Origin of the sequence: Nitrincola nitratireducens (assembly GCF_000585235.1) — a bacterium.
Lineage (GTDB): Bacteria > Pseudomonadota > Gammaproteobacteria > Pseudomonadales > Balneatricaceae > Nitrincola > Nitrincola alkalisediminis.
In genome coordinates this window covers 121,296-133,896 of sequence record NZ_AONB01000009.1, presented here as the reverse complement: position 1 = coordinate 133,896, position 12,601 = coordinate 121,296, and the positions used below count along the sequence as shown (strand labels likewise).

At 48.1% G+C, this 12,601-nt stretch carries 12 protein-coding genes and 2 pseudogenes; 10 read left to right on the top strand and 4 right to left on the bottom strand.

Going from position 1 to position 12,601, the window contains the following annotated elements; all coding sequences use genetic code 11:
- Both D791_RS09860 and D791_RS09855 read right to left on the bottom strand, forming a co-directional pair.
- A pseudogene (locus D791_RS09860) lies at positions 1–505 on the bottom strand (hypothetical protein); the annotation flags it as partial.
- Positions 484–1,143, bottom strand: coding sequence for a potassium channel family protein (locus tag D791_RS09855; RefSeq protein ID WP_051514403.1), 660 nt, complete (start codon positions 1,141–1,143; stop codon positions 484–486). The pseudogene D791_RS09860 and the gene D791_RS09855, both read right to left, overlap by 22 nt.
- 324 nt (positions 1,144–1,467) lie before the next feature.
- Between D791_RS09855 and D791_RS09850 the strand changes: the two genes are divergently transcribed.
- The 4 genes from D791_RS09850 (at position 1,468) to D791_RS18945 (ending at position 4,611) form a co-directional block, all read left to right on the top strand.
- The gene (locus tag D791_RS09850) at positions 1,468–1,914 is read left to right on the top strand and encodes an NfeD family protein (RefSeq protein WP_036510925.1); all 447 of its coding nucleotides are present in this window, start codon (positions 1,468–1,470) and stop codon (positions 1,912–1,914) included.
- Positions 1,915–1,955: 41 nt separating this feature from the next.
- A complete protein-coding gene (locus D791_RS09845) occupies positions 1,956–2,876 on the top strand; it encodes an SPFH domain-containing protein (RefSeq protein WP_036510922.1) in 921 nt (306 codons plus the stop codon).
- 99 nt (positions 2,877–2,975) lie between these two features.
- Entirely contained in the window at positions 2,976–3,851 is an 876-nt protein-coding gene (locus D791_RS09840) for a DMT family transporter (RefSeq protein WP_036510919.1), read from the top strand.
- 148 nt (positions 3,852–3,999) lie between these two features.
- Complete coding sequence (locus D791_RS18945) at positions 4,000–4,611, top strand: GNAT family N-acetyltransferase (RefSeq protein WP_051514402.1); 612 nt, start codon at positions 4,000–4,002, stop codon at positions 4,609–4,611.
- Between the two features lie 16 nt (positions 4,612–4,627).
- Here D791_RS18945 and D791_RS09830 read toward each other — a convergent pair whose 3' ends face one another.
- The gene (locus D791_RS09830) at positions 4,628–5,353 is read right to left on the bottom strand and encodes an aspartate/glutamate racemase family protein (RefSeq protein ID WP_036510917.1); all 726 of its coding nucleotides are present in this window, start codon (positions 5,351–5,353) and stop codon (positions 4,628–4,630) included.
- Between the two features lie 340 nt (positions 5,354–5,693).
- On the opposite strand from D791_RS09830, the gene D791_RS09825 reads away from it, so the two are divergent.
- The 6 genes and pseudogenes from D791_RS09825 to D791_RS09800 all read left to right on the top strand — a co-directional run.
- Positions 5,694–7,325: an ABC transporter substrate-binding protein gene (locus D791_RS09825; protein WP_036510914.1), complete on the top strand. Its 1,632-nt coding sequence runs from the start codon at positions 5,694–5,696 to the stop codon at positions 7,323–7,325.
- Between the two features lie 62 nt (positions 7,326–7,387).
- Positions 7,388–8,341, top strand: a complete 954-nt coding sequence (locus D791_RS09820; protein WP_036510910.1) for an ABC transporter permease — start codon at positions 7,388–7,390, stop codon at positions 8,339–8,341.
- Positions 8,342–8,345: 4 nt separating this feature from the next.
- Entirely contained in the window at positions 8,346–9,251 is a 906-nt protein-coding gene (locus tag D791_RS09815) for an ABC transporter permease (protein ID WP_036510907.1), read from the top strand.
- Between the two features lie 6 nt (positions 9,252–9,257).
- The gene (locus D791_RS09810) at positions 9,258–10,286 is read left to right on the top strand and encodes an ABC transporter ATP-binding protein (RefSeq protein ID WP_051514401.1); all 1,029 of its coding nucleotides are present in this window, start codon (positions 9,258–9,260) and stop codon (positions 10,284–10,286) included.
- The gene (locus D791_RS09805; RefSeq protein ID WP_036510904.1) at positions 10,270–11,244 is read left to right on the top strand and encodes an ABC transporter ATP-binding protein; all 975 of its coding nucleotides are present in this window, start codon (positions 10,270–10,272) and stop codon (positions 11,242–11,244) included. Before D791_RS09810 ends, D791_RS09805 begins: the two co-directional genes overlap by 17 nt.
- Before the next feature lie 77 nt (positions 11,245–11,321).
- Positions 11,322–11,860: pseudogene (locus tag D791_RS09800) on the top strand (GntR family transcriptional regulator); the annotation flags it as partial.
- A 230-nt stretch (positions 11,861–12,090) separates the two neighbouring features.
- Here the strand turns inward: D791_RS09800 and D791_RS18940 are convergent.
- The gene (locus D791_RS18940; protein WP_237748586.1) at positions 12,091–12,600 is read right to left on the bottom strand and encodes an EAL domain-containing protein; all 510 of its coding nucleotides are present in this window, start codon (positions 12,598–12,600) and stop codon (positions 12,091–12,093) included.
- Between the last annotated feature and the right edge of the window lies 1 nt (position 12,601).

Here is a 12,601-nt window from a genome sequence, read left to right as displayed (position 1 = left end):
CATGAAATGCCGCGTAGCCAATGCCTTGACGCCAGCCAAACTCTGGAATCCAAAAACAAGCAAGCAATAGGCTCACGATAAGGGTTGTGATTAGACTAAAAATAACAACAAAGCGCACCAGTCTAAAAACAGAAATACTTTCGTTAATTTGATTGGAGGCCCCTAGGGTCGACTGTTGGCGCAATGAAATAAATCGATGCCTTCCTAATAGTACTAAGGTTCCTGTGAGCATGTATCCAAGTCCGCCCGCTTGAATCAGTAGGGCAATGACGATTTGACCAAACGCTGTAAAATCCGATCCCGTATCTAAGGTAACAAGGCCTGTTACGGTGATGGCCGATACCGCCGTAAAATAAAGATCTAAAAAACCAGCATCTTGGGTTCGACTAATTGGAAGTGTCAGTAGTGCTGCCCCTAGAAGAGACCCTGCTGTAAAAAAAATGAACAAGGCACCACCTGCAGATCCCCAAAAACCATAGCGGCTTACGACAGAAGAGTTGGCCATGTAAAGCCCTCCCTTGTTTTACTCATAACTAAAACTTTATCCCCCGGGTAAAAGCGACTTGGGATCTCGCGAGCCATTTCAAACTCCGTTTGCTTTTTGAGCTTAATCGCAAGAAGAATCAAATCTTGTGATTTGATTGTGGACATAAATGAACGCTGCTCAACTATATTGACAATTTTTATTTCGGCAACGTATTGATTTTCAGTTAGTTGCATCTGTTGTAGCATGTCAGGGTGTCTAAGATGTCTGCCGGCTCTCCGCCCCATTTCCTCTTCAGGGCTAATGACCTTTTGAACCCCCATTCTTGATACCAATGCGGCATGATAACGATCTTGTACTTTACACCAGAGGTTTTTCACACCCGCCTCTTGCAGAAGTATGACAGCCATCATGCTGTTTTTGATATCACTTCCGATGGCGACGATCACGGTTGAAAACTGCTGCCAATCAATGGCTGAAATCGCTTTAGGGTTGGTGCAGTCGGCAATAATCGCTTCACTGACTTGGTCGGCAATGTCATTGACCAGCGACTCATTGCGATCGATAGCAAGGACTTCGATGCTATTTTTCTGAGCTTCAGTTGCTAATGCTTGGCCAAATCGGCCTAGGCCTATGACAGCGATACGGTTGCGTTTCATTGTGTGCAGACTCCTAATGATCAGAGAGTTAACTCTACTCCGAATGCCCGTTACATCTCTGTTGTTAAAAAAGGCGATTCGCGTAACAAAAGCGTAAAATTTTTTCACTTAGCGCGTTGTCTGAATCTCGTTGTTGGATCTTCTGGGCTAAGCTGCATACGGCATAAGGATGTGCATCACAATGAAAGGGTGATGAGTCTGGGCATTTTAGCGACGGCGGTATTTAGGCAGTGGGTGGGTTGATATTACGTGTTACTATAGATCGGATTCGTTTAAACCGATTGAGTGACTGTTTGGTCTTGCTTTTCACAAGGAGCGTTATCTATGAGTGTTGCGATTATTTGGATTATCGTGGGTGTGGCGCTGATTTTAACTGAATTATTGGCCACCAGTATCTTGGCGGTCTTTATTGGACTCGCCGCCATTTTTGTCGGTGTCTCAATGCAACTGGGCTGGATTGAATCCACTGCTGCACAATATACGGTGTTTGGGGTGGTGAGCCTTATCTTGTTGTTTGCTGCACGCGGTCGTTGTAAGCGTTGGTTTGTCGGCTATACGGCGGATAGCACTGAGCAGCCGAGTCAACTCAAGCAAGACATCGGCAATCGAGTCACGGTGATTGCGGACTTTAACCAAGGAGCCGGACGCGTGATGTTAAATGGTGTGCAGTGGGATGCCCTGTCTAAAGATGATTTAAAAGCGGGCGATGTCGCTTGGGTTTTATCGAACGATGGCATCCACCTCAATGTGACTAAGCAGTCTCCCCAGTAACCTTTATCAACTCTATCTAACCTTAACAAGGAATTGTAACCATGACAGATATGAATATTTTAGCGATAGGTTTCGCAATTGCGGTGGTGATTACCATCTTTAAAACGGCACGAATTGTGCCTCAACGAAGTAATTACGTGATAGAGCGTTTGGGTAAATACTCTCGCACGTTGGATTCGGGGTTTCACATTCTGATTCCCTTTATCGACAAAGTCGCGTACATCCATACCTTAAAAGAAGAAGTGATTGATGTGACGCGTCAGACCTGTGTCACAAAAGACAACATTCAGGTCGGTATCGACGGCATTCTATATATACAAGTCGTTGATCCCCATAAGGCAAGTTATGGTATCAATGACTATCGCTATGCCGCTTCTCAGTTGGCGCAAACCACCATGCGTTCGGTCATCGGTCAAACCGATCTGGATAAAACCTTTGAAGAGCGGGCAAAAATCAATGAGGAAGTGGTGAAGGCGCTTGATGAGGCGGCCTATCCTTGGGGTGTCAAAGTGCTTCGTTATGAGATATCCGACATTGAGTTGCCAGCCAGTATCAAAGATGCGCTTGAGCAGCAAATGCGCGCGGAGCGTGAGCGTCGTGCAGCGATTGCTAAGTCTGAGGGTGAGCGTCAGTCGATGATTAACGTTTCAGAAGGTCAAAAACAAGAAGTGATCAACCTTTCGGAAGCGGATAAGCAACGTCAAATTAATGAGGCCGAAGGTCGGGCACGTGAAATTGAATTGATTGCAGCAGCGACTGCACAGGGCATTCGTGAGATTGCGGATGCGATTCAGCAACCGGGTGGACAAAATGCGGTGAATCTGCGCGTCGCTGAGCAGTATGTAAAAGAGTTTGGTAATCTTGCGAAAACCAATAACACCATGATTGTTCCTGCGGAATTAGCCAATATAGGCGGTGCTGTTGCTGGTTTAACGGAAATTTTAAAGAGCACAAAAGGCTAGAAATCTAGCTCTAGTGTTTTGCCATTCAGCCCCCAGAGGTTTCACTCACCCTGGGGGCTTTTGAGTTGAGTCTGAGTGGTTCAGGAGTCAAACCCACCTATGTTATGGATTCCCTTCACGATATTTGCTGCATTTATGCAGTCCCTGCGCAATGCCTTCCAAAAACGCTTAAGCCTAGAGGTGAGTTCAACGGGTGTGACCTTGGCGCGTTTTCTGTATGCGAGTCCTTTAGCGGCCTTATATCTGATTCTGCTGTATCAGTTTGGCGAAGCGGATGCGCCTGTTTTCTCTAAGGGGTATGTGGGGTTGGTACTCTTGGCTTCGTTGGCGCAAATTGCCGCGACAGTGCTCATGGTGATGCTCTTTAAACGTCGAAATTATGCAATTGGGGTAGGGCTGGCCAAAAGTGAAGCCGTCATTGCGGCTGTGCTGGGTGCTCTGTTTTTTAGTGCTCTCTTGAGTCCCTTGGCTTGGTTGGGCGTGCTGATTGGTGGTGTCGCCATTTGGTTAATGGCCAATCCGTCGTCATTTAAAGCGATTTCCCTATCGACCTTAATTACGGGGCTTGGCAGTGGTTTATGCTTTGCGTTGACGACGCTCTGGGTGCGAGAGGCCAGTTTGCTTTTAGGGCTTCCCTTCTTGCACAGTGCGGCTTGGGTCTTGTTGAGTGTTATCGTGGCACAAACCTTGATGCTATTAGTGTGGGTGGTATGGCGCGAACCAGAAACCCTAGTTGCGCTTTGGCAACGTCCAAAGCTCACTGGGCTCATCAGTATCTGTAGTTTTTTCGGTTCTTTGGGCTGGTTTACAGCAATGAGTCTAGAGACAGTGGCCATGGTTAAAACGCTTGGACAGGTCGAAATTATTTTTACGCTGATTATCTCAGCATTCTGGTTTAAAGAATCCCTTAGCCGACGTGATTTAATAGGATTGGTGTTGATTGTGATGGGCGCGCTCTGTGTGATTTTGGCCTAATAAATAGACACATTAAATAGATGTTTTTTTCTTAGCAGTCACAGTAGAGAATTGTTTGGTAGTATGATCTAGCGTGACTTACGAAAATAAACAAAATATTCGCAGCCTTGACGACTAATAAGGCTAGGTTTTCCACCAATGAGGCAGTATGGAAAGAAAACAAGCATTAGTGGATGTAGTGACCTTCTCGTCTGAGCAATCGATTGATATTAAAGTATTAGAGCTTGTTGCCACGGGAAGAGGTTCGATGAATGCCATTATAGGCGATGCCGACCAGCGCTTTGCATTGTTTCATCAGTCGATTGATTGGACACGTGTCGTGGTGGCTACCCAAAATGAAGTCCCTGTTGGTTTTCTTGCGTATAAATACAATAAAAAAGGACCTTATGCTCCAAGTTTTCGTCGATTTAACGAGGTCTTTAGTGTTTGGACGGGCTGGTACCGTTTTTTGATTTTTTATCTGGTCGAGTATTTTTCCACCGGAAATGCGTTTTATGTGTATGGCATCAAAGTGCAACCCAATCGGCGGCGGCAGGGAATTGCCTCGCGAATGCTCGACCATGTGGAATCACTGGCCAACACCACTTCACTGCCTTACATAGAATTGGATGTCTCTGACACGAACACCGCTGGACTGGAGTTGTATAAAAAACGCGGTTACAGGGTTGTTAAAAGTTTGGACTTGTCTTTTTTACCTACCATTTTTAATTTCACAAAAGTCCATGTGATGCGAAAAAGTCTGTCAAAAACGCCTCTCTGATCGTATCAGGCTTTGTTCAGCAAAGTGCCTGCCAGCCACCATAGGTTTTGGGTAAGGGAGGGGCGTAGGCATGGCGCTTCCCGGTCGCTAATCCGCAGCGTATCAGCATTTCGACCATGCCCACCGCTGTGCTGACACCATCAATTACAGGAATGCCTAAAGCTGTTTGCAATCGTTGTGTTAAATCCGCCATTCCAGCACAACCTAAGACAATGACGTCCGCTTGTTCATTGTTCATGGCGGCCTGACAGGCGGTTAATATGCGTTGGTAGGCATCGGATTCAGGATTGTGCAGCTCTAATACGGCAATGTCGACGGCACTGATTCCGCCACAATGAGCCGTCATACCGTATTTGTGCACCAGATGTTCGCTAATGGGTAGAGTGCGTGCAAGGGTGGTGACAATACTAAACTTATGACCTAACAGGCTCGCGGTATGCATAGCCGCTTCCGCGATTCCAATAACCGGTGCGTTAGCCACTTCGCGTGCAGCATCTAAACCGGGGTCGCCAAAGCACGCCAAGATATGTGCTTGGCAGCCCGCTTTTTCCCCTTCGAGGACTTGTTCGATAACGCCCGTCGCAGCAACCAGCTCATCTAAATAGCCTTCAATGGATGCGACCCCCTCGCTGGGGTGGCACGCACGAAACATCGTGTCTGGGCTTGATGTCGATTTTGCTGCTTGGTGAATACAGTCCGTCATGGAGCCTGAGGTATTGGGATTGATAAGGTTGATGAGCATGGTTTTGTAATCCTGTATACAATATTGGTTTTAAGATATACAAAGATTGTATAAATTCCTAGATATTCACGTATAAATTTTTCTACCGGATTTTTCATTTTGTACCGGGTTGTCGGGCTTTTTCGCACGCTAAAGGTGCATTTTGGTAGATTTTGTATTGGTTTGGTGCAGATTTTGTGTGAAGTTAGATGTGAATAAGTTGAATGCACTTATGAATATAGGGTGTTCGGTTTGAGCAATGTCCTGATTTTATTGAATACAATTAAAAATACAAAAATAAATACATAATCTGGCACGCCCTGTGCAAAAAGCTCCTGTACGTTATCAAAGGAGCTTAACTATGAAATCGGTACCTTCTGTTGCAAAGACTTATTTGCGTTTTCCGCTTAAAGCGTTAACGGTTGCGAGCCTTGTTGCACTTCTGCCTTTAACGGCTCAGGCTCAAGGTGTGGTGCGAATCGGTATGACGGCGTCAGATATCCCTTTAACCTCGGGTGCACCTAACTCAGGTTTTGAGGGCGTTCGCTTTACGGGAATGACGCTTTATGATGCCTTGGTGAGCTGGGATTTATCTGTTGAGGATAGAGTGGCACCTTTAGTACCTCAGTTGGCGACTGAATGGACCGTTGATGAATCGGATCCACGCAAATGGACGTTTACACTGCGCCAAGGGGTAAAGTTCCACGATGGGTCTGAGTTCAATGCCGATGCGGTCTTGTTCAACTTCGATAAGATTTTTAACGATCAGTCTCCCCAGTACGATGCCCAGCAAGCGGCACAGGTGGTGGCGCGTTTACCTGCATTTGAGAGCATTCAAAAAATCGACGAGTACACCGTCGAAATTACCACCAAAACACCGAATGCCATGTTCATCAATCAGCTGCCCTTTATGTTTATGTCCAGTCCTGCGCATTGGGAAGCACTGGGTCGTGATTGGAAGGCCTTTGAGCAAAACCCTTCAGGAACAGGGCCTTTCAAGTTGGATCGATTGGTGCCGCGTGAACGTGCTGAGTTGATTCCGAACCATGATTATTGGAATGAAGCGCGTAAAGCACAGGCTGAACGGATCGTGTTAATACCAATTCCTGAAGCCAATACTCGCGCCAATGCCTTGCTGTCTCGCCAGGTTGACTGGATCGAGAACCCTCCTGCCGACACCTTGCCCATGCTCCAAAGCCGAGGCTATCAAATCACCAGCAATGGGTATCCCCATATTTGGCCTTGGCAATTTAGCTTCTTGGACGGCTCTCCTTGGTTGGATAAGCGCGTGAGACAGGCGGCTAATTTGGCCGTGGATCGTGAGTCGATACAGCAGCTACTCGGCGGTTATATGGTGCCTGCGCAAGGGCTGCTGTTGCCGGATGATCCCGCGTTTGGTGATCCAGATTTCAAAATCACTTACGACCCTGAAGCGGCAAAAGCTTTATTAGCAGAGGCGGGCTTTGGGCCAAATAATCCGGTGCAGGCTAAGGTGCTGATATCAGCATCGGGTTCTGGGCAAATGCAGCCTTTGCAAATGAATGAGTTGATTCAGCAGCAGTTGAAAGAGGTGGGCATCGAGATTAGCTTTGAAGTCTTGGTCTGGGAAACCTTATTTAATAACTGGCGACAAGGGGCGGCGGATCCTGCCTCACTGGGCGCACATGCCACCAACATTACCTTTGCAACTCATGATCCTTTTGCGGCATTAATCCGCTTTATGGATTCTAAAAACGTAGCGCCGGTTTCCCTGAACTGGGGGCATTACAAAAATGTTGAGGTGGATAGTTTGATTGCCGATCTGCAAACAGCATTTGATCCTGCCGAAAACCTGCGGGTCTATACCCAACTGCATGAAACCATCGTTGAGGATTCACCTTATCTATTTGTTGCCCACGATACGGGTCCAAGAGCTATGAGTGACAAGGTCAACGGGTTTGTGCAAGCCAAGAGTTGGTTCCAGGATCTGACCCCGGTACACATGAAAGACTAGTTATAGTCTCGGTCACCTAGGCGCTTGGTCTGCAAGCGCTTAGGGATACCTAGGAGAAGCGTATGTTTGCATTTATTATCCGGCGTTTTTTGTTCGCCATTCCGATAGCACTGGCGGTCGCAGCCGTGTGCTTTTCATTAGTGCACTTGGCGCCAGGTGATCCACTGACAGCTGTCATTCCGGCTGATGCCCCGGCTGAAGTCGTGATCGCCATTAAAGAAGCCTATGGCATGGATCGGCCTTTGATTGTTCAGTTTGGCTCATGGATACAGCGGGCGGTTCAGGGGGACTTGGGCGTATCCGTTGCCACTGGGCGTCCTGTAATGGGAGATATTGGATTAGCGTTGAGCAATACACTGACGCTTGCTTTTGCCTCTGCGTTTATCGGTTTTAGTGGTGGCATTTTACTCGGGGCATTAGCGGCATTTTACAATGGAACTTGGGTGGATAAAGTAGCCACCGCAGTGGCCATTACCGGTGTTTCTATCCCTCATTACTGGTTAGGTTTACTGCTCGTCATTATTTTTTCGGTGCAGTTGGATTGGCTGCCCTCAATGGGTGCAGGGCCTGGTGGTTCTTCGAACTGGCGTTGGGACTGGGCGCATTTGCAACATCTTGTTTTACCCGCCGTCACCATGTGTTTTATTCCGATGGGGATTGTGACACGTACGGTGCGAGCCACTGTATCCGAGATTTTGAACTCGGAGTTTGTCGTAGCATTGCAAGCCCGTGGTTTACGTGCCAGCCGCATCACACTGCACGTGGCTAAAAATGCAGCGCCAACAGTTCTGTCCGTCATGGGCTTGCAATTCGGTTATCTGTTAGGCGGTTCTATTTTAGTCGAGACCGTTTTTTCCTGGCCGGGCACTGGGTATTTATTAAATACGGCCATTTTTCAGCGGGATATCCCGTTGTTACAAGGCATTATTTTGGTATTGGCCATGTTTTTTGTGGCACTGAATTTATTGGTGGATGTTTTACAGACACTGATGGACCCACGTATTAAGCGAGGCTAAGCCCATGAATTCGACTACACAAAATCCAAGTGCTCAGGCATTTGCGATCGCGGCTGAAACGGCGGCCATTTCTAGAGGCTATTGGGCGACGGTTTGGATGCGTTTGAAGCGCGATAAAGTATCGGTTGCCTGTGCCTTGGTGCTGTTAAGTTTGGTCTTGATGGCCGTCTTCGCACCTTTACTGGCCCCGTATGATCCGGCGCAAGGCACTATGTTAAAACGACTCTCGGCGATTGGAACCACTGGACACTGGTTAGGCACGGACGAATTAGGCCGCGATATGCTGTCTCGCCTAATGTATGGCGGTCAAATGAGCTTATTGATGGGGCTCTTGCCTGTATTTATTGCCTTCTTGATTGGAACCAGCCTGGGTTTGGTGGCAGGATTTTTTGAGGGGTGGTGGAATACGTTGATCATGCGCACGACCGATGTGTTCTTTGCCTTTCCGGCTGTGCTGTTGGCCATTGCAATCTCGGGTGCCTTAGGGGCAGGCTTTGTCAATGCGATTTTGTCTTTAACTTTGGTGTTTATTCCGCCGATTGCGCGAGTGGCCGAGAGCGTCACCACCTCTGTTCGTAATCTGGACTTTGTTGATGCAGCACGCGCTTCGGGTGCCAACTCCTTTACGATTATTCGTGTACACGTGCTAGGGAATGTGCTGGGGCCTGTGTTTATTTATGCCACCAGTCTGGTGTCAGTGTGCATGATTTTAGCAGCGGGTTTGAGCTTTTTAGGATTGGGCGTCAAGCCTCCGGTCGCCGAATGGGGGTTAATGCTGAATACCTTACGTCAATCGATTTATGTGCAGCCTTGGATCTCCGTTTTACCTGGATTGATGATTTTTATCACATCACTGTGCTTTAACCTGCTCTCGGATGGATTACGGGGCGCAATGGATATTAAGAGGTAGCCGATCATGAGTGCTTTATTACGTGTACAGGATTTAAAAAAGCATTTTCCCATCGGAAAAGACCTGTTTGGACGTCCGACTCAAGTGGTGCATGCAGTTGAAAGCGTGAGTTTTGAGGTTGAGAAGGGGCGTACCCTCGGCATTGTCGGTGAGTCAGGTTGTGGAAAATCAACAACGGCGCGGCTGTTAATGCATTTGATCGAACCCGATGAAGGGCGTATCAGTATTCGTGGAAAAGAGTTTGGTAATATTGGAGGGCGCCATCCCGTTGCTCAGTTGCGCCGCCAAATGCAGATGGTGTTTCAGGACTCCTATGCCTCCCTCAATCCGCGCTTAACGATTGAAGACTCCATTGCCTTCGGTCCACAAATTCACGGAGTGAGTGAAACCTTGGCGCGACAGCAAGCGCGTGACTTGCTCGATAGAGTTGGCTTAAACCCCAGTGTGTTTATTCGTCGTTATCCTCACGAACTCTCGGGAGGGCAGCGCCAGCGAGTAAACATTGCTCGAGCCTTGGCGATCAAGCCCGAAATTGTGATTTTAGATGAGGCTGTTTCGGCCTTGGATAAATCGGTGCAAGCGCAGGTTTTGAATCTCTTGTCGGATTTGAAAAAAGAGTTTGAACTGACCTATTTGTTTATTTCACATGATTTGAATGTGGTGCAATACATCAGCGACGACGTGATGGTGATGTATCTTGGGCAGGTTGTTGAGTCTGGCCCGGTGGCGCAGCTCTATGAAAATCCAGCCCACCCTTACACACGCGCTTTGTTGAATTCGGTACCCGCGCAAACACCCGGTCAATCGAAAAACTATATCGTGTTAGAGGGCGATCCACCGAATCCTATCGCTCCACCTAAGGGGTGTCGTTTCCACCCACGTTGTCAGTTCGCAAAAGCTATTTGTGCAGAGAAAGAGCCCGACACAGTGAAGGTCTCAGGCAGTCATAAAGCCGCCTGTTTTAAATTGCCTGGCAGTGCCGACCATCAAACCTATATCCGTTTACAGGAGGTGAGCCATGAACCCCGTTGTTGAGGTCAAGAATCTGAATGTTACGTTTAAGGGAGAAGAAGGGTCAATTTTTGCTGTTAATGATGTCAGTTTTGATTTGGCAGCAGGTGAAACCTTGGCCTTACTCGGTGAGTCGGGTTGTGGTAAAAGTGTGACGTTAAAATCACTCATGCGGCTGCATCCCATGCATAAAACTCAGATTGAGGGACAGGTGCTGGTTGAGGGGCAAGACGTACTGAAGATGAAGTCCAAGGCTTTATCTGCGATGCGCGGCAAAACGGTGTCGATGGTCTTCCAAGAGCCCATGTTGGCGTTTGATCCCGTCTTTACCGTTGGTGATCAGATTGCTGAGTCGGTGATGCGTCATGAACGCATCAGCTATAAAGACGCAAGGCAACGAGCCTTGGAAATGCTGGATCGCGTGCGAATTCCTTCTGCCGCGAAGCGCTTAGATGCGTACCCACATGAAATGTCAGGAGGCATGCGCCAACGGGCGATGATCGCATTAGCCCTCGCGTGTAAGCCGCGTGTATTGCTTGCGGATGAACCGACGACGGCCTTAGACGCGACGGTTCAAATTCAGGTGCTGTTGTTACTTAAAGAGCTGCAGCGCGAATTGGGCATGAGTATGATTTTTGTCACCCATGATGTCGGTGTGGCGATTGAAGTGGCGGATCGAACGGCGGTGATGTACGCAGGACGTATTATTGAGCAGGGTCCTGTGCAAGCGGTGTTGTCAAAACCATGGCACCCTTATACACAGGGGTTATTGGGGGCTACTGTGCATCCGGGCATGGACCGCAACCAGGCGTTACCTGCAATACCGGGCGCGCCTCCGCAATTGATCCGACGAATCGACGAATGTGCTTTTGCGCCACGTTGTGCTCAAGCCTCATCCCGTTGTTTATCACCGCTGCCCAGCGTCAATACACTGACTCCGCGTTGGACGCGCTGTATTCATGCGGATGTATCTCAGGCATAGGATTGCGTAGAATAGGGGGCTTGTAAGGCGTGCTCTTCCAGCCAAGGTCTTAGGGGAAAATTGTGGTTAAAGTAAAAATGCCTCCGGTCAGCGACAATCAAAGCATTTATGATTTGATGTTCAGTGCCATTGCCAATCGTAAACTGCCACCTGGTCTTAAGCTCTCGGAAGAGCGCCTATGTCGAGTATTTGGGGTGAGTCGAACGCGCTTGCGGGAGGTTTTTTTTCGTTTAGCGCAGGATCGTATTATCACGCTTAAGCATAACCGAGGGGCGTATGTGGCCCGACCGAGCGCTAAAGAAGCCAGTGAAGTGTTTGCTGCGCGTCGTGCGATTGAGGTCTCCGTGGTTGAGGTGCTCGCACAAGCACCGGAGCAACGTGTGATAACACGGCTTCAGCAACACCTTAAGGATGAAAGCCGTGCGCGCGCGGCAAAAGACCACGGTCGTTTAACTCAGTTGACGGGTGATTTTCATTTGCTCTTGGCTGAGTTGACGGGCAACAGTCTGTTTTGCGATATCGTTCGACGCTTAACGGCGCTATCGAGCCTGATCATTAGCTCTATGACTCGCCGAATGCAGCTGCTTGCAAGGATGATGAACACAGTGCGATTGTCTCTGCCATCGCTGCAGGTGATGCCCATGCTGCACGGCGCTTGATGCTTGAGCATTTGGATCATGTTGAAAAATCACTGAAAATCGATGAAGAGGATCAAGAGGATTTTGACATTGAATCGGTGTTTCAAGAAATGTTGGGTTGAGTCCGTAGCGTTTAACACGTGATATCCATCAGTAGATCCCCTCTATTCGGTGAACCGCTTGTTACTTCTCGATTCTGAACAGGGAGTTATTCCGACAGTAAAGCGGGTTTCGAAAACAGATACCCCTGGAACTGATAGCACCCGAGTTCAAGGAGTCGTTCACGTTGGTACTCAGTCTCGACGCCTTCAGCAATCACAGATAAGCCAAGGTTGCGCCCTAGGTCAATAATGGTTTTGGCCACTGCGGCATCACGCGTGTGTTTGTCTAGATTACGGACAAAGCGTTGATCAATTTTGAGTTGATCTAAGGGGAGGTTGGTCAGGCGATCCAGCGATGAATAACCGGTACCAAAGTCATCCAGTGAAAAACGTATTCCTTTTGTTTTTAATAGCAAAAGAATATCGATGATTTTATCAAGATCACTGATCAACATACTCTCGGTGATTTCAAGCTCCAGATGATCAGCGGGGGCCTGAGTTTGATCCAATAGACTGATCACCTGTTGAGCGAATTTAGGGTCTTGAAATTGGACGGCGCTGATGTTCACGGCAATACTGAGATGCTGTTTGTCGGGGAGCGCTTTCCATTGCGCCAGT